The following is a 17,453-nucleotide window of genomic DNA, read 5'->3' on the forward strand; positions in this document are numbered from 1 at the left end:
ATAACCGCTGGTGACAATTTACTGACATGCGTCACTTTAATAACGATTAATGCGCACTGAGTAGATTACATGTATAGACCATTGATATAAAATACTTCACTATTCAAGCTTAAATAAAAATAAAAGGAAGTTCTTGATGAGCAAGCCGTCACTATTATTACTGACCACAGTTTCAATGCTATTACCTGCAATAGCCAATGCATCAATAGAAACAAAGCTCACCCAATGTGCTGCGGTATCAGATAAACTTGAACGCCTTATTTGTTACGACAAACTTTCAGCAACCTTAAGCAAGCCCGGCAAGCATCATGCAGCGCCGAAAGCGAGTGCAGCAGCGACAACTCCAGATGCTCGGGACGCAGACGAGTTTGGTAAAATTAAAAAAGATAAAAATCCAGATCAAAGTATTAAACTCACCGTTAGTAAGGTCAGTAAAGACCCATACGGAGCGCTTAAAATTGAATTTGATAATGGCCAAATTTGGAAACAAACTGATTCTCGCTCATTTAAGCTAAAAGCTAAGCAAGAAGTATTTATCAAAAAAGCCGCATTAGGCTCCTACATGTTAGGCACTGAAAATCGTAACACTACGATTCGTGTTAAACGCCTAAAATAATGCCGCAATTTATGGATGTTGCGGTCAATATTATTGGCAGCCGCTTAGAAACTGATATTCACCGCATGATTGAAGATGCAGGTGCATTAGGTGTGTCTTCAATGGTGGTGATTGGTAGTCATATTGACGAAAGCAGCCAAGCCATTGAGTTGTGCGGCGCACACCCTGAAACACTTTACAGCACAGTGGGGGTTCACCCACACCATGCAAGCCAATGGAACGCACAAAGTTGTGAACGCATTAAACAGCTCAGCAGCGCACCTTGCGTGGTCGCCATTGGAGAATGCGGCCTAGACTATAATCGGGATTTTTCGCCAAGAGAGCAGCAACGACAAGCTTTTGCTGAGCAATTGCAAATTGCCGTTGACTTACAGCGCCCAGTATTAATGCACGAGCGCGATGCCCATGCCGATTTTCTCGCCATTTTAAAACAATACCGGCCACACTTACCTGCGGCGTTATTACACTGCTTTACTGGCAACCGCGAAAGTTTAGACGCCTACCTAGAGCTCGATCTCCATTTAGGGATCACCGGTTGGGTTTGCGATGAACGTAGAGGCCAAGAACTAGCAGAGCTTGTGCCGCTGATCCCTGACGACCGAATCGTTATCGAAACCGACAGCCCTTACTTACTACCTAGAAGCATGCGACCAAAACCAAAATCGAGTAAGAATGAGCCGAAGTATTTGCCTTACATTGCGAACTACATTGCCACGCTACGTGGGCAGCCATCAGCAGTGTTTGCCCAACAGACATATGAAAATAGTCGCTCATTTTTTGGTTTGCCATTTTAATGTCAATTTTTAGCCGCTGGGTATCAATCGCCCTATTATTCGTTTCGACATTTGCTTGCGCAGATCTCTCGTTAACGCTCAACAGTACTACGCCTAATGAGCAGCCTTTAAAGCACTGGCTTTACTACACGCCTGCACAAATAGAAAATGATATAAGCCAAATACACCGCCTACCCTCCTCGAGTTGGGAACAGCTAACACCCGATAAAATCAACGGCATTGGCAACAAAGACTTTTGGGTTAAGGTGAATATTCGCAGTCGCAACATAAAACTCGAAGATAAAATATTACATATAGGCAATCCGAACCTCGATCTTATCGACCTGTACCATTTCAAGCAGGGAAGGTTAGCCAACCAAATAGTCATGGGCGACAGCATTCCCTTCAGTCAAAGACCGATTATCAGTAATGATTTTGCCTATCCATTTACTAGTAGTAATAATGAATACCACACCCTGTACTTAAGAATAAAAACATCTGGCTCAGCCAGCTTACCCATAACACTGTGGACAGCAGATAGCTATTTTCAACAAGCAGAAAAAGAATCGCTGAAATATGGGTTTCAAATTGGGGTATTAACCGCTATAGGTATTTTCAGCCTATTTATTGCGCTCACTTCACACTCGTTTTCCTATACGTATTACGCTGGCTATGTGCTGTCTATTACTTTAACGGTTGCCTGTTTACACGGCGTTGCATTTCGCTTTCTTTGGCCAACATTCCCAATTATGCAAGCCTTTATTTACCCGGCACTGACGTGCCTCTCAATGGCATTTGCATTCTTGTTTTCCGAAAAAATAATGCAGTTAAAATACCATAGCCAGCCCATGCTACGAGTCTGCCGAGCTGGAGCGGGGATATCATTTTTGTTACTGCTAGTTGGTCTAGCGCTCAATTACAACTTATCGCTGACCATAGATATTATCTGCGTAATGATCACCAGTTTATTACTCATGTACATCTCTTTAGTACAAGCGTTTAGAGGCCAGAAACTTGCCAAGCTATTCGCTATCGGCTGGGTCGGTATGATGTTGGGTGCGTTATTGTCTGGCATGATGTACCTAGGCTACATTGACCTAGGAATGAAATTTAAAACTCCATTTATTCTGGGGCTTAGCATTGAAGTTGTCTTTATGGCAGCGCTACTCGCTATTCGTTATAACGACGAGCGTCTATCAAAATTGCGGATCCAGCAAGACGCGCTAATTCAAGCCGAGCGCATAAAACAAACGCGTGATGAAGCACTCCGTATGGAAGCGAGAAGCAGTGAACAACTGGCACAAATGGTACAAGAGCGTACATTAGAGTTAGAAATTGCACTACGAGAGCTAAACGAAGCAAATCAAAAGCTCACCGAACAAACCACAGTTGATAGCCTAACGGGTGTAAAAAACCGTAACTTATTTGATAAACGTATGATTGCCGAAGGCCTCATTAGCCGTCGACAACAGACACCAATGGCAATACTGATGCTAGACATTGACCGGTTTAAGACCATCAATGACACCTATGGTCACCTCGCCGGAGACCAAGCTTTACGCGTGATTGCCGAAGAATTAAAGAAAAAATTAAAACGGCCAACGGATCTAGTATCACGTTTTGGTGGCGAAGAGTTTGCTATTATATTACCGAATACGAATCAAGATGGCGCCTTACAAGTTGCAGAATCAATAAGGCTGGCTATTTTTGAGCTACCTATTCGTTGGGGTGAAATTAGCATTCCCCTAACGGTTAGCATTGGAGTGAGCGCAGAAATCGTCTCTTCTGAACAACATACCAATTTGTTATTAGAGCAAGCGGATAAAGCACTTTATCGCGCCAAAAACGAAGGGCGTAATCGCGTCATACCATTTAATCTTGAGCAAAGTTGATCTCACAAAAATTCTGGAGCGAATGTGAATATTATTACTAGTGCCTACCCACAGCGTAGAATGCGCCGTATGCGCAAACATGAGTTTAGCCGCCGCCTCATGTCTGAAAACCAACTATCGGTAAATGACTTAATTTACCCAATGTTTGTGTTGGAAGGTAATAACCGTACCGAACAAGTGGCTTCAATGCCTGGCGTAGAAAGACTCTCTATCGACCTTCTACTAAAAGAAGCAGCAGAACTAGTTGAGCTTGGGATCCCGCTTATCGCACTATTCCCAGTAACCCCTGCTGAAAAGAAAACTCTATTAGCCGAAGAAGCCTACAACGCTGATGCATTAGCACAACGCGCTGTACGCGCATTAAAAGAAGCGTTCCCTCAGTTAGGTGTAATGACCGACGTAGCGCTTGATCCATTTACCACACATGGGCAAGACGGCATCATCGACGATGATGGTTATATTATCAATGACGTCACAACCGAAATTTTAGTCAAACAAGCACTGTCTCACGCAGAAGCAGGTGCAGACATCGTCGCACCATCAGATATGATGGACGGTCGAATTGGCGCTATTCGTGAAGCACTAGAAGCTGCCGGTCATGTTAATACGCAAATTATGGCTTATTCAGCTAAATACTCTTCAAGCTATTACGGACCATTCCGTGATGCAGTCGGTTCAGCGGGCAATCTAAAAGGTGGCAATAAACATAGCTACCAAATGGATCCGGCCAATAGCGACGAAGCACTTCACGAAGTTGCACTTGATATTCAAGAAGGTGCCGACATGGTAATGGTAAAACCAGGTATGCCTTACCTTGATATCGTTCGCCGCGTTAAAACCGAACTTGCAGTACCAACTTTTGCCTACCAAGTAAGTGGCGAATACGCCATGCACATGGCGGCAATTCAAAATGGCTGGTTGGCTGAAAAAGCAATTGTAATGGAGTCATTACTTTGCTTTAAACGAGCGGGTGCCGATGGCATTTTGACTTACTTTGCTAAGCGTGCTGCGCAATGGCTTAAAGAAGACAAGTAACTCAGCTTTAACATAAAAACGCCACTCATAACCGAGTGGCGTTTTTGTATATGGTGTTTAATTAAGCTCGGTAAAGTTCAATACAGGTCAGTGTTATTTCAAGCTTAACTCTCAATGTGTGACCCCTTCGACTAAAACAATAATAAAGCCGTGATCGGCGTAGCAGTGCGCGTAGTGCTTGCTTCACCCCGTAGTTAAGACATGGTTGAATAAAGCGGAATTCAACTCTTCTTGTTCGAGGTATACTCCATGCACCATAATTTAAAAGCAATACTCGCCACCAGTCTATTATTTTTTAGCTGTCAAAGTGTGGCAAGTGGCGGCTGTGCATTCGATGATAAACAAGGAGGCTTCATGGCAACTTGTAGCGCGGAGAAAAAAGAAGTGATAATGACAGGTGCAGTAACAACTGAACAGCTCAACAAATTTGACTGGTTTAGCCAAGAATATACCGATTATGTAGCAGATGAAGCAATCATCGCGAAACTACATGCCGTAACAGAAGCCACAGAGATCACGGTAGTTATTGGCACATGGTGCTCTGACTGTCACCGCGAAACGCCTCGATTTGTACGCATAATGGAGCAAATCAACAACCCATTAGTAACGGTTAAATTCATTGGTGTTGATAGAGAAAAACAAGACCCACAAGGCTTAGCTGCGAACTACGACTTTACTCGGATCCCAACAATTATTGTTGAGCAAAATGGCTCTGAAATCGGGCGTATTGTTGAAAAGCCAACGCTAACATTAGAAAAAGACTTAGCGGCAATTTTAAAGGCGTCATAAACCGTATGGTTACCGCCTAACAAGCATGATAAATAAACAGCCAGTTGCTAAACCAACTGGCTTTTTTGAGCAACTCTACCCACCATTTGTTCGATATTTTAAAGCACTCTTGCAAGGTAAAGCACACTAAATAGATGCGCAGACAACCTTAAGCGCAAACATCAAACGCATGCATCGAACTAAAGTGACTAGCGCAGCAGACAGAGAAAGTTAAAAGGCATAAACAAGACGGATAGGGCTTAACTTAGCGGCATGTTAATAGTAACAACTAACAGCGGCGTGCTAGCTGGTGCAAAATACCTTCACGCAAAGCGCCACCAGAAAGGTGTAACGAGTTGATATTTAACAGCTCAAACAGGGCCAATAAAATCGCAACCCCAGCCGAAAATGTCGGAGCCCTTTCAGGCTTCAAGCCGTTAATGTTTAACATAGATGCACAAGGCTGAGCCAAAATTTCACGCTTTAATTCTTGCAGCACTGTAAGTGTAATGACGTCAGGTTCACCTCTTGCGCACAGCAATTCTACAATCGATTGCACACTGCCTGACGCGCCAACCACACTTTGCCACCCCAGTTGAGATAGCTCAGTTCGATAGTCGCCTAAGGTGATATCAACCTTACGTTTAACCTCATCAAAATGCTGAGACTGAAACGGATACTGGCTAAAAAAGGCTTGATTAAACGTAACGCAACCCATCGCTAAACTCGTTTTGAGTAAGACTTTATCACCCTCTCCGACGATAAATTCAGTACTCGCACCACCAATATCAATCACTAAACGGCGGCCAGAACCTGCAGTGGTTGCAGCCATTCCTTGATAGATGAGTTCCGCTTCTTCTATACCCGAAATAATCCGAATCGGGTGACAAAGCACCGTTTGCGCTTGGCGACAGAACTCACTGGAATTAGTAATTTTACGGAGAGTAGCAGTTGCAACGATTTCGACATTTTCAGCCGAAACCCCTTCCTTATTGAGCATTTCAGCAAACATTGCCAGACAGTCAATGCCCCGCGCCATTGCTGACAAATTCAAGGAACCGTCAGCCTCAATGCCATCCGCTAAACGAACCTTACGCTTATACTTCGCAACAATTTTAGGATGGTCACTAACGGTTTCAGCCACCATCATATTAAAACTATTTGAGCCTAACGTAATGGCTGCATAGCGTGAAACCGTCATTGAACCGCTCTCTATTAAGAATGTCTACGAGTTGAGTCGTGACGACGCGGACCACTGTTGCGGTGACCACTTTGCGTACGAGCACCATTACGGTCGCGGGCATTGCGCGTATTAGCCGCAGGCTTGCGATGAATGCGTTTTGGTGCTGGAATATCATCAAGCAGCGCTTCGCTGTCATACGAGGTTACTGCGATTGAGTGTTGAATATACTTTTCAATAGCAGGTAAGTTAAGAGCATACTCTTCACAGGCAAAACTCACTGACACCCCTGTTTTACCCGCGCGGCCAGTACGGCCAATGCGGTGAACGTAATCTTCACAGTCATCAGGTAAGTCATAGTTGTAAACATGTGATACGTCAGCAATATGCAAACCACGGGCAGCAACATCGGTAGCCACTAAGACATCAATTTGGCCTGCGGTAAACTGCTCAAGAATACGTAAACGTTTCTTTTGCGGCACATCACCAGTTAACAGTCCAACACGATGTCCGTCACCTTCAAGCCATGACCATACTTTTTCACAGCTGTGCTTAGTGTTTGAAAATACAATGGCTTTTTCAGGCCAGTCTTCTTCAAGCAATGACAGCAATAAAGGCATCTTCTCTTCCATTGATGGATAGAAGATCTCCTCTTTAATATTCTTTGAAGTTTTTTCGTTCGGCGCGATTTCAACCTTAACAGGCTCATTCATGTGGTCGTAAGCCAGCTCTTGCACTTTCATTGAAAGCGTTGCAGAAAACAACATATTCAAGCGCGATTTAGCATCAGGCATACGTCTAAACAAGAAGCGAATATCTTTAATAAAGCCTAGGTCAAACATACGGTCAGCTTCATCAAGCACAACAGCTTGAATGGCACTGACGTTGATCACGCCTTGACGAACGTAATCAATAATACGTCCAGTTGTGCCGATCAAAATGTCGACCCCTTTATCAAGCACTTTACGTTGTGCCTCATAAGCTTCACCGCCATAAACAATACCGACTTTAAGGCCGGTATGTTTTGCCAACAAGTTCGCGTCTTTAGCAATTTGTATCGCTAGCTCACGAGTCGGTGCCATGATTATGGCACGTGGCTGAGTGATTTGACGCTCAGCAGGAACTGGGACTGTCAGTAAGTGGTTGAACGTTGCCACTAAAAAAGCAAGCGTTTTACCAGTACCGGTTTGCGCTTGTCCGGCAATGTCTTTTTTCTCTAGTAGAATTGGTAATGATAAGGCTTGTATCGGTGTACAAAACTCAAAGCCAACTTCGTTAAGTGCCAGTTTCACTTCTTTTTGTAGCGGAAAATCAGCAAATTTTTGGGTAGATAAATGTGTTTCGCTCATAGCGCAGGCTTACCTGTAAAGGTTGCAATAAACAACTCAACCGCATTCATAGCGGCAAAATTGATATTGCTAAAATAGGGTGCACACTCTGAGAAACGGTTTTCACAACTGAATTAGCACCGGTGACGGAATCATTATTCCCTCTAACTTATTATGATGCTTTGGTATTAGCGTGTTTTAAGCGTTCTCTTCGGGCGAATATTATACGCTTTTTGGCGTTAGTCGTCGTTGACTTAGGCTCACTATGCCTATAAATCATCGTCTTGTCTAAAGCGTTTTTCAATCCCTGCGAGTGGCGACTTGAATAAATGATAAACTTTTAGCTTGAAAAGCTATTTTACCGTCCCAATATACAGGTTAAGCCATTAACAAACCAGCAATGGCAGCCAAACTGGAGAACAACATGAGCGACAAGATTGTATACCTTAGCGATGAAAGCTTTGAAAATGACGTAATTAACTCTGAACTACCAGTTCTGGTTGATTTTTGGGCAGAATGGTGTGGTCCATGTAAAATGATCGCTCCGATCTTAGATGACGTTGCTGAAGAGTATGCCGGCAAGCTAACGGTTGCTAAGTTAAACGTTGACCAAAACAACGTATCACCAGCTAAATACGGTGTTCGTGGTATTCCAACTCTACTGCTATTTAAAGGCGGTGAGCTTGCAGCAACGAAAGTTGGCGCTTTATCTAAAACTCAACTTAAAGAGTTTATCGACGAACAACTGTAAGACTAGCGCTGTATATATGCGCAAAAATCAAATTTGAGTGACTCCCGACACAGGTTCTACAAGAAAATGTGCCGGGTTTAATTATATTTCTAGACGCCCCGCGTTGTTAGTGCTACTTTAATAACCAAGCGATTTTAACCAATCCACTTCTCGCTATCCGATCGATACTCAATATGTTTCATACCCATTGATCAAAGATGGCATCGTTACGCAAAAAACAAGACCCCCCTAAGATGAATTTATCAGAATTAAAAGACACATCGATTTCAGATTTAGTACAACTAGCCCAAGACATGAAGCTAGAAAATATGGCCCGAGCTCGTAAACAGGACATTATTTTCTCAATCCTAAAGGCCCACGCTAAAAGCGGTGAAGATATCTTTGGTGGCGGTGTTTTAGAGATATTACAAGACGGTTTTGGTTTCTTACGTAGCTCTGATGGTTCTTACTTAGCAGGTCCTGATGATATCTACATTTCACCAAGCCAAATACGCCGCTTTAACATGCGTACTGGTGACACCATTTTTGGTAAAATCCGTCCACCAAAAGAAGGTGAACGTTATTTTGCACTGTTGAAAGTAACTGAAGTTAACTTCGACAGACCAGAAAACTCGCGTAACAAAATCTTATTTGAAAACTTAACCCCGCTACATGCTGAAGAGCGTATTCGCATGGAACGTGGTAACGGTTCAACTGAAGACATCACCTCACGTATTTTGGACCTATGTTCTCCTATCGGTAAAGGTCAGCGTGGTTTGATTGTTGCTCCGCCAAAAGCGGGTAAAACCCTATTACTGCAAAACATGGCGCAAAGCATTGCCTACAACAACCCAGATGTTGTGCTAATGGTACTGCTTATTGATGAACGTCCAGAAGAAGTAACTGAGATGAAACGCATGGTCAAAGGTGAAGTTATTGCTTCTACTTTCGATGAGCCAGCGAGCCGTCACGTACAAGTTGCTGAAATGGTAATTGAAAAGGCTAAACGCCTTGTTGAACACAAGAAAGATGTTGTTATCTTACTTGACTCAATCACCCGTCTAGCTCGTGCTTATAACACTGTAATCCCATCATCAGGTAAAGTACTTACCGGTGGTGTTGATGCCAACGCACTGCACCGTCCAAAGCGCTTCTTTGGTGCTGCACGTAACATCGAACATGGTGGTAGTTTAACGATTATCGCTACTGCTTTGGTTGATACCGGCTCTAAAATGGACGAAGTTATTTACGAAGAATTTAAAGGAACAGGTAACCAAGAGTTACACCTTTCTCGTAAAGCCGCTGAAAAACGTGTTTTCCCAGCTATCGACTTTAACCGTTCAGGTACTCGTCGCGAAGAAAAACTAACGACACCAGATGAACTTCAAAAAATGTGGATCTTGCGTAAAATCTTGAATCCTATGGATGAAGTAACAGGCATGGAATTCCTTATCGACAAACTGGCAATGACCAAGACTAACGATGAATTCTTTAAAGCAATGAAGCGCGCTAAGACTTAACGTTAGCCCGCTCACTTGCAAAAAAACCGCATTTATGCGGTTTTTTTATGCCTAAAAAATACTTTAACGCACTACCGCGGCGCGAGTAATTTACGCAAACTCACCTTCTTTAACCCAAAGGATGCATCGTGCTGATCTTCAGCAACAAACCAACCTTGCTTACTAAACAATTTCAACGCAGGTTCATTGCCCTGGTACGTCTCCAACCTGAGGTGCTCGTAGCCTTCAGCGCATTGCATTTGCTCAACGTGATTTAACAGGTAGCGACCTAAACCAGTTTGCTGACGCTCAACACGGATCATTAACGCATGAATAAACCCTTCTTCAGCCGCGCAGTAACCCTGTATTTCATTATCGATTTCTAGTACAACGATATCGTCGAAATACTCGTTCACTTCTTTATGTAAACCACCTCCATTAATAAACCACTCCACACCGTCATCGCCTAAAAATGCTCGGTAGTTGTGACGGATGGTTTCTTTTGCCAGTGCTTGTATGGCGGGTAAATCAGCCAAGGTGGCGGCTCGCACGTTTTTCATTAGATGCATTTTTAAATTAACTCTATCAAATCGGAATACCAAATAACTTGGCTGTATAGGTGCTCACTTCATATTTTATACTGCTCAATGTCATTGAGCCCCAAACCTGACAATCCATTAAGTTTAGTAAAGTGTACGTTATTACTGCCTTTCCTCCCCAATAAAAAAAGGCCAATAACATAGCTATTGGCCTAATAATACTGATTTAATATTTCAAAGTAGGTGCGGTGTCACCCAAGATAACTTTGCCCTCCATAAAGAATAAAGATCCTTAAAGACATTACCCCGATAATCACACTACAACACACAGGTATAATGTAGCTCTTTGTTGCTTTGAAATCTTTTGAGGTAAATAGGCTGGCCAGCACCGGAACAATAATGCCAATCCCGACTACGCCAAACCAAAATGTTCCTGCCCAAGTCCCTGTAGTAATAGCTGCCGTTGCCGCTTGCCCTGCGGTACCAGCAAAGCCCAAGCTAGCAAACAACATCACTAAACAGAGTACTTCACTAAAGGTAACCAGATACTCAATACGATGTAGCTGCTCGATACCGTCCGACTCTGTGTCATTGAAAAATAAGGTCGCGATTAACACATTCGCAGCAGATCCAACCGACAATGCCGAAGCTAAAAATAGTGCAGGTAGTACCGCCGTGTTTAAAATAGGGTAACTTGTCAGCGCCGACAATAAAAAGCCGGTATACACAGCCACACCCAATGCTAAAACAAACAGTAACTTTTCAATGCCCCACTCCAGTTGACGGCAGACTTTTAATACCTTCGCCAGCCAAGGTAGGTATTGCAATACTCTCTTTTCAAACACTAGCGCAGAGAATATAAATACCAAAGGCATGTAAATGAGTAACGCTATCACCCCTAATGACATCACAGAAGTGACATTGTAGTTAAGCAAAATAAGGTAAAATTCAAACGGCTTGGTTAAATCTAGCACCAGCACTAACATACCGACACAAATCGCCACCGGCGCTGTCGATGATGCCGCCAAAATTAATGGCATGCCATCGGTCGGCAACCCCCGATTTTCTTTGTACCATTTAAGCCCAATGGCCACCAAAATCGAACCCGCTGATAAGCCAGCCATAAACAGATAAATTGCAATCAACCAATGCCATACGATGGGATCGTATTGCTCCATTGAGCCCCAAATATTGTTCATACTTCGATCCTCCCTTTGCGACTAGGAATACGATAAATACTCGGTATCGTCCCCAGATCTGCCTTCTTCTGGTAGCTAGCCTTTTTATCCAATAATTGACTCACTTCAGACTGAGCATCATTAGCATCACCAAAGGTTAATGCACTCGTTGGGCAAACCGATACACAAGCTGGCTGCTCGCCACGTGCTAGGCGAGTTTCTTTACAGAAATCACATTTATCCGGTACGCGAGTTTCTGGATTAACAAAGCGAATTTTGTATGGGCAAGCCGCAACGCAATAGAGGCAACCAACACACTTGTCTTCATTAATCGACACTATGCCGTCACTACCTTTATATGCCGCCCCAGTTGGGCATACATTCACACAGGGCGCGTGTTCACATTGCTCACACGAGACACGGTTATACTTAAAATGTAGATTAGGGTAGTTGCCATACGGGCCTTCTATCCGCACCTGAATACGGGTGACCGACTCAGGAACACTATTTACACTGCGGCAAGCAACATTACATGCCTGACAGCCAATGCACTTGTTTTCATCGTGCACAAGAACATATCGTTTAGTCATAATGAGCTCCGGTTAAATCTTAACTATTTTCACGCCAGCGGTATGTAAAGTCATACCCGTCACTGGTGCGATAGAGTGAGGAAGTAAATTGCCACAATGCACGCCTTTACCTGTTGCTCGTGTCAATTCTTTATTTTTAGAACCACAACCCATATAGGCAAACACAGTGTCGGGACGAATACCCGGAGTGACTAAGGCACGGCCTTCTTCTGTACCGGTATCGTTATAAATCTTAATTTTATCGCCATGGGAAATATTTAGGCTGCCTGCCGTAATTGGGTTTATCCAAACATCATTTTCCGACATTAAATTCGCTAAAATCGGCACATTTTGGGTTGCGCCATTAGTGTGTACAGCGACTTTTCCTTGGATAAAAAACAGCTCATCGGATTTTTTCAACGCCACTTCGCGATATTTAATCACGCCGCGCCCCGGGGCCATGTTCTCGACTTTATTTGAACTGAGCTCAATCTTGCCCGATGGTGTTTTAAAATGAAGGTATGATGCATAAGTGCCGTCGTCATCCGCTGGTTTTGCAAAAGGATATTGGGCAACAAAGTTCTGCACCATACTAGGTTCACGCAGCAGTAAAGGCTTACCGTAGCTCACCCAGCCATCTTGTTTTACTTTATTAAGGAACGAGGTGTCTTTATTAGCTTGGAACAGCTGTAGGGTATTCATGTTGTCCCAAGGGAAATACTCACCCAACGACATTTTGTCGGCCAACTCTTTCCAAATTAACCAGCTTGGTTTGGTGTCGCCGATTGTCTCTACAACCTGCTGACGCACATAATAAGTAGGGTTTTTAGACGATTTATCCGCGATCTCTTCATCACGCTCTAGGTAAGTCGACTCAGGTAAAATAATATCGGCATAAGCGGCGCTTTCACTGATATAAATATCGCAAGAAACCACAAAGTCGAGCTTCTTCATGGTTGCAACAACCCGCGCCCTGTCTGTCATGGTTTGCATCGGGTTAGAGCGGCTCATTATCCAGGCATGGAGTTGGTAGGGTTTAGCGTCAAGAGTGGCATCCAAAATGGTTTGGTAAATCCCGCCAGATGACCATATAAGCGAATATTGCTCATCGACCATATCAATCCGTTTAGCATTGATTTGGGGAAGATTTTTAACACCCGGTTTAGCTAAGGTTGGCGCAACAGTTTCGCCAGCATACTTATTGTAAGTCGACGCTTTCTTACCAAAATACAGGCCACCTTTGCGCTCTATATTCCCGATCAATACGTTAGCCGCATAAAGCGAGCGACGCAGTTCAAACTCTTCGGTTGTAAATGTAGTTCGGTGACCATAATCAACTACGGCATGCGGCGCTGCAGCAGCATATTCATGCGCAATACGCACAATGTCTTTAGCTGGCACATCACTGATTGATTCGGCCCACTGCGGCGTATATGACTCAACCTCTTTAGCGAAGTCTTCAAAGCCTTCAACGTATTGCTCTACAAACGCTTTATCGTACAAGTTGTCTTTAATTAACACGTGACAAATCGCGAGTACGACGGTGACGTCAGTGCCGGGCTTAATCGCAAACCACTCATCAGCCTTATCCGCAACCACCGAAAAACGGGGTTCAAATACGACTAACTTGGCGTTTTTGTCCATTTGCGCTTTCATCAACCCTCTGGTTTCAGACATATTTATGCCTTCATACAGGTTATGACCAAAGTTGATAATGTACTTAGAGTTGCTCAAGTCGCGTTTGATTTTGCTGCCAAACATTGCATTTGCGGCAACAACATAACCACCAGGGCACGTGGTAATGTGAGTAAATGTGTTTGGAGAACCATAGGCTTTGGCAAGGTGAAATAGATGACCAGCAAGCGAGCCTGACTTAGATGAAAACGCGACAGCCTCGGGCCCATATTCAGCCTTAATGCTATTTAGCTTTTTGGCAATGATTTGATAAGCTTCGTCCCACTCAATTTCGGCCCACTCACCAGCGCCTCGCTCACCAATACGTTTTAACGGTTTAACTAATCGCTGTTTATCATAAAGCTGACTGTGCCCTGCGCCACCTCTAGCACACACAGCGCCACCAAAAGCTTTAGCTTTATCATTGCCCATAATGAAAACATTTTTACCGTTAACGACACGCGCAGAAATGGGGCATCGCGTAGAGCACATTTCACAGATACTGGCAACCGACTCAGCGCTTCCCTTAACCTTAACGCCCCCGAGTGCAGCAATAGAACCTGGAAAGCTGGCTAATGCACAACTTGCCGTACCAATACCAGCACCTTTAATAAAAGTCCGCCGATCTAGTTTCATTATTATCTCCAAAGTAACAAATATGGAATCGAAATCAGAGAGGTAAACTTGATACTGGCAACAGGCATTCGGCCCTGAACTCAACATTTGTTTATCTCAATGTTTAGCTCATTTTAGGTAGTAAACAGCAGATTGAATATTGTGGTAAACCACATATAAACACGTTATATGTAATTGTTTTAAATGGAAATGATTACTAAAAAACACCTAAGCATAACGCAGTAGAAATGTATATTGTGGTAAACCACATTCTTTTATACGGTTAAGATACAGCAGGGGTAACGCATATAACTGTTATAAAATACTAGCCGCTTGCAACAAAACCAAAAGGAGCGCCTTACCATTAGCACGGCAAAATATACACGCCCATAATATCTCGCAATTATGGACGCCTAAATGACATGTGACTAAGTGTATGTTTACACCACTTTTTGGCTACTGCCTTTTTTTATCAAACCAATGTAAGCGCAACAGCCGGTTTGGTTATCGCCCCGATTAGTTAAAGTAAATAGCCCTTTGTTTTGCTTAATCACCTCTTTGCAAATCGCCAGTCCAATCCCTAAACCATTCTCTTTTGTCGTGTAGAATGTCGCCATTAGGGTGTCGGCTTTATTCGGTAACCCAACCCCATTATCAATAATGTTGATATTCACTTGGTGCCCAACAAACTCGATATCAATATTAATGATACCGTTATGCCTATTCGGACTTTCGGCGATGGCATCAATACCGTTTTTAATTAGGTTAATAAGCACTTGCAGTAAGCCAACCCTGTCTGCGGTAATAACAAATGGCGATCCTTTGCAACGCTGAACCAAGTTTATATCGTTGTTTTTTAACTCTAAACGCAATAGCGTAATGCTCTCATCAAGCAACTCCTGGATATCTACATCTTCTGCATCAACATCGCGGCGTTTAAGCAAACTGCGGATCCGATGTACCACTTCGCCGGCGCGGGTTGATTGTTTATGGATTTTTTCCAGCAGCTCGATACTGGTCTCGCTGTCGACCACACTTTGCCCCTTCAGGCGCATAATGCCACCTTCGCTGTAACTGGTGATTGCCGCGATAGGTTGATTAATTTCATGGGCTAAACCCGAGCCAATCTCGCCAATAATGGCAGCACTGCGCAACCGTTCAAGTGAAATAGCTTGTTGCTTCAAATTACGTTCAGATTCAACCAAATAAGCACTTTTTTGATGAAACCGATATTGGATCCAAGCATGATAAACCATCGCAATAAATAGCAAAAGAAGCATTCCCACCCCTAAATATCGATGCTCCATAAGCCACTTTTCCACCTCATCACGGCTAAAAGCGCCCGATTCGTCTAGGCGTAAATCGTCATATAGTTGAATAACAGATAGCTGGCTAATGGGCGATGTCCACCCCGTTAACAGCCCTTTTACTGCCGCAGGGTGTTCTGGTGGCAATGTCATTAAGGCGCGAGCAATACTCTTGTTTAAGTTAAAGTCGGCATTGATACTGGTGGCAAAAGAAAAATTAGGATAAAGCCGAGTGCTGGTGTCGCAATCAAACCCAACAGGAGTACGAGAGTGAAGAATGCGGAACTGCTTAGGGTCTAACAAGTTACGTTCAGCCATACCTTCTAAGGTACATAGCGGCGTTATTGCTGCAGCAACATTACCATCGCGTACTTGGTACACCAATGGCTCAAGCGGAAAGTGTAAAAATTTCACCTCTGAAAAAAAACCATTGGGCTCATAACCTAACTTGTGTATTAACCCATTGGCAGCTTGATAACCACCTAAGGCTTGAGGGCCAATGGCGGCCACCGCTTTACCTCGTAGATCAGCAATTTTTTGATACTCACTATCAGCCCTAACCACAATGGCCGAACCAATCGTGGTAGTTGAGCCGTTATGACGCCTTGACCGCATTGTGGCCAACCAAGACAAGGGATATTGCTTAGACAAGAACAAGTACTGGCTCGGGTTGGTGATAATGAATTGAATATCGCCAAGCTCCATCGCCCGACTTAACGCATCAAAGTCGCCAGGGTAAGCATGAAATTGTGTATTGGGGATCTGCTCATTTAAATACTCCATCAAAGGCTGCCACCGCTCAAACGCCTGCTGATAGCCCCAGATGGAAATCACCCCCACATTAAACTGCCGCTCTTTCGCCGTTTCCGCGCCACAATGACCGAGATAAAAACTGCACACCAGGAGTAATATAATTCTATACATAATCGCCACCACAAAATTCCAATACCTAGCTTACGCTAGCCAAATCAATCTCCTATGTGATGTAATTCATGGTTTTGATAATTTTGTTAGCAAAGTAGGTAAACTTGAGTTACTAACGGTAACATAAGCATAACGTAATAAGGTTAAACAATGGATTGCACTGAACACCTACCCATTTACATGGTTGATGATGATGAAGCGATCGTCGACTCTATCTCTTTTTTAATGGCCGGGTTTGACCACCAATTGCGTTGCTTTAATTGCGGCAAAGCCTTTCTTGCGGCAGTGGATTTATCGCAAGCCGGTTGTGTGATCCTTGATGCCAAAATGCCCGGATTATCGGGCCCCGAAATTCATCAATTACTTATCGAAGCTCGCAGCCCTTTAGCCGTAATTTTTTTAACCGGACATGGCGACGTCCCAATGGCTGTTGATGCGTTTAAAAACGGGGCATTCGACTTTTTCCAAAAGCCAGTCCAAGGTCAGCCTTTATCAAACGCTATCAACAAAGGCTTAAAGTACAGTGCAAGGCAATATTGGAAACTGCAGAACCTAAACCGAATAGAAAAGACCACCGAGCGGGAACGGCAAATATTTAAAATGATCATTGCAGGTAAAACCAATAAACAAATGGCCAATGAACTGTGCGTTGCCATTCGCACCATTGAGGTTCATCGCTCCCATTTGATGGAAAAACTGCACGTTAATAATTTAGCTGAATTAATGAAATTAGCGCCACTGGTTAAATAGCCTCAGCAAATAACCTAGCAGCTAGCCAATAAAAATGCCGCTAATAACAATTAGCGGCATTTTTGATTGGGTAACT

The 17,453-nt window shown here is 43.6% G+C and carries 15 protein-coding genes; 8 read left to right on the forward strand and 7 right to left on the reverse strand.

All coding sequences use genetic code 11. The features are described from left to right. The first annotated feature begins 136 nt into the window (after window positions 1-136). From RGE70_RS16145 to RGE70_RS16165, 5 genes are all read left to right on the forward strand, one after another. Window positions 137-616 (forward strand): hypothetical protein, encoded by a 480-nt coding sequence (locus RGE70_RS16145; RefSeq protein WP_310472461.1) that lies wholly within the window; start codon window positions 137-139, stop codon window positions 614-616. Further along, window positions 616-1,410, forward strand: a complete 795-nt coding sequence (locus RGE70_RS16150; protein WP_310472462.1) for a TatD family hydrolase — start codon at window positions 616-618, stop codon at window positions 1,408-1,410. The genes RGE70_RS16145 and RGE70_RS16150 overlap by 1 nt, the downstream gene beginning before the upstream one ends. Further along, entirely contained in the window at window positions 1,410-3,281 is a 1,872-nt protein-coding gene (locus tag RGE70_RS16155; RefSeq protein ID WP_310472463.1) for a sensor domain-containing diguanylate cyclase, read from the forward strand. Before RGE70_RS16150 ends, RGE70_RS16155 begins: the two co-directional genes overlap by 1 nt. 24 nt (window positions 3,282-3,305) lie before the next feature. Then, a complete protein-coding gene (gene hemB, locus RGE70_RS16160; RefSeq protein WP_310472465.1) occupies window positions 3,306-4,316 on the forward strand; it encodes a porphobilinogen synthase in 1,011 nt (336 codons plus the stop codon). A 249-nt stretch (window positions 4,317-4,565) separates the two neighbouring features. Then, a complete protein-coding gene (locus tag RGE70_RS16165; protein ID WP_310472467.1) occupies window positions 4,566-5,105 on the forward strand; it encodes a TlpA family protein disulfide reductase in 540 nt (179 codons plus the stop codon). Between the two features lie 268 nt (window positions 5,106-5,373). Here the strand turns inward: RGE70_RS16165 and RGE70_RS16170 are convergent, their stop codons facing one another. Beyond that, window positions 5,374-6,285 (reverse strand): Ppx/GppA phosphatase family protein, encoded by a 912-nt coding sequence (locus tag RGE70_RS16170; protein ID WP_310472468.1) that lies wholly within the window; start codon window positions 6,283-6,285, stop codon window positions 5,374-5,376. A gap of 14 nt (window positions 6,286-6,299) precedes the next feature. Beyond that, window positions 6,300-7,613, reverse strand: coding sequence for an ATP-dependent RNA helicase RhlB (rhlB, locus tag RGE70_RS16175; RefSeq protein WP_310472469.1), 1,314 nt, complete (start codon window positions 7,611-7,613; stop codon window positions 6,300-6,302). Between the two features lie 403 nt (window positions 7,614-8,016). Between rhlB and trxA the strand changes: the two genes are divergently transcribed. Together trxA and rho are read left to right on the forward strand one after the other, a co-directional pair. Then, the gene (gene trxA, locus RGE70_RS16180; RefSeq protein ID WP_310472470.1) at window positions 8,017-8,343 is read left to right on the forward strand and encodes a thioredoxin TrxA; all 327 of its coding nucleotides are present in this window, start codon (window positions 8,017-8,019) and stop codon (window positions 8,341-8,343) included. 233 nt (window positions 8,344-8,576) lie between these two features. After that, window positions 8,577-9,842 carry a transcription termination factor Rho gene (gene rho, locus RGE70_RS16185; RefSeq protein WP_310473006.1) on the forward strand — a complete coding sequence of 422 codons (1,266 nt, stop codon included), beginning with the start codon at window positions 8,577-8,579 and terminating at the stop codon, window positions 9,840-9,842. A 71-nt stretch (window positions 9,843-9,913) separates the two neighbouring features. Here the strand turns inward: rho and RGE70_RS16190 are convergent, their stop codons facing one another. The 5 genes from RGE70_RS16190 to RGE70_RS16210 all read right to left on the reverse strand — a co-directional run bounded on the left by RGE70_RS16190 (window position 9,914) and on the right by RGE70_RS16210 (window position 16,627). After that, a complete protein-coding gene (locus RGE70_RS16190; protein WP_310472471.1) occupies window positions 9,914-10,381 on the reverse strand; it encodes a GNAT family N-acetyltransferase in 468 nt (155 codons plus the stop codon). Window positions 10,382-10,611: 230 nt separating this feature from the next. Then, a complete protein-coding gene (gene nrfD / locus RGE70_RS16195) occupies window positions 10,612-11,559 on the reverse strand; it encodes an NrfD/PsrC family molybdoenzyme membrane anchor subunit (RefSeq protein WP_310472472.1) in 948 nt (315 codons plus the stop codon). Next, window positions 11,556-12,128, reverse strand: a complete 573-nt coding sequence (locus RGE70_RS16200) for a 4Fe-4S dicluster domain-containing protein (RefSeq protein WP_310472473.1) — start codon at window positions 12,126-12,128, stop codon at window positions 11,556-11,558. Before RGE70_RS16200 ends, nrfD begins: the two co-directional genes overlap by 4 nt. A gap of 12 nt (window positions 12,129-12,140) precedes the next feature. After that, complete coding sequence (phsA, locus tag RGE70_RS16205) at window positions 12,141-14,417, reverse strand: thiosulfate reductase PhsA (protein WP_310472474.1); 2,277 nt, start codon at window positions 14,415-14,417, stop codon at window positions 12,141-12,143. 419 nt (window positions 14,418-14,836) lie between these two features. Then, entirely contained in the window at window positions 14,837-16,627 is a 1,791-nt protein-coding gene (locus tag RGE70_RS16210; protein ID WP_310472475.1) for a sensor histidine kinase, read from the reverse strand. Window positions 16,628-16,777: 150 nt separating this feature from the next. Here RGE70_RS16210 and RGE70_RS16215 point away from each other — a divergent pair, with 150 nt between their 5' ends. Further along, window positions 16,778-17,377: a response regulator transcription factor gene (locus RGE70_RS16215; protein WP_310472476.1), complete on the forward strand. Its 600-nt coding sequence runs from the start codon at window positions 16,778-16,780 to the stop codon at window positions 17,375-17,377. The last annotated feature ends 76 nt before the right edge of the window (window positions 17,378-17,453 follow it).

The organism is Shewanella youngdeokensis (assembly GCF_033180165.1).
In the GTDB taxonomy this organism is placed as follows: Bacteria; Pseudomonadota; Gammaproteobacteria; order Enterobacterales; family Shewanellaceae; genus Shewanella; species Shewanella youngdeokensis.

Coding starts and splice junctions, on each gene's coding strand:
- RGE70_RS16145 (WP_310472461.1), top strand. CDS start 137: ATGAGCAAGCCGTCACTATTATTACTGACCACAGTTTCAATGCTATTA.
- RGE70_RS16150 (WP_310472462.1), top strand. CDS start 616: ATGCCGCAATTTATGGATGTTGCGGTCAATATTATTGGCAGCCGCTTA.
- RGE70_RS16155 (WP_310472463.1), top strand. CDS start 1,410: ATGTCAATTTTTAGCCGCTGGGTATCAATCGCCCTATTATTCGTTTCG.
- RGE70_RS16165 (WP_310472467.1), top strand. CDS start 4,566: ATGCACCATAATTTAAAAGCAATACTCGCCACCAGTCTATTATTTTTT.
- RGE70_RS16170 (WP_310472468.1), bottom strand. CDS start 6,285: ATGACGGTTTCACGCTATGCAGCCATTACGTTAGGCTCAAATAGTTTT.
- rhlB (WP_310472469.1), bottom strand. CDS start 7,613: ATGAGCGAAACACATTTATCTACCCAAAAATTTGCTGATTTTCCGCTA.
- trxA (WP_310472470.1), top strand. CDS start 8,017: ATGAGCGACAAGATTGTATACCTTAGCGATGAAAGCTTTGAAAATGAC.
- rho (WP_310473006.1), top strand. CDS start 8,577: ATGAATTTATCAGAATTAAAAGACACATCGATTTCAGATTTAGTACAA.
- RGE70_RS16190 (WP_310472471.1), bottom strand. CDS start 10,381: ATGAAAAACGTGCGAGCCGCCACCTTGGCTGATTTACCCGCCATACAA.
- nrfD (WP_310472472.1), bottom strand. CDS start 11,559: ATGAACAATATTTGGGGCTCAATGGAGCAATACGATCCCATCGTATGG.
- RGE70_RS16200 (WP_310472473.1), bottom strand. CDS start 12,128: ATGACTAAACGATATGTTCTTGTGCACGATGAAAACAAGTGCATTGGC.
- phsA (WP_310472474.1), bottom strand. CDS start 14,417: ATGAAACTAGATCGGCGGACTTTTATTAAAGGTGCTGGTATTGGTACG.
- RGE70_RS16210 (WP_310472475.1), bottom strand. CDS start 16,627: ATGTATAGAATTATATTACTCCTGGTGTGCAGTTTTTATCTCGGTCAT.
- RGE70_RS16215 (WP_310472476.1), top strand. CDS start 16,778: ATGGATTGCACTGAACACCTACCCATTTACATGGTTGATGATGATGAA.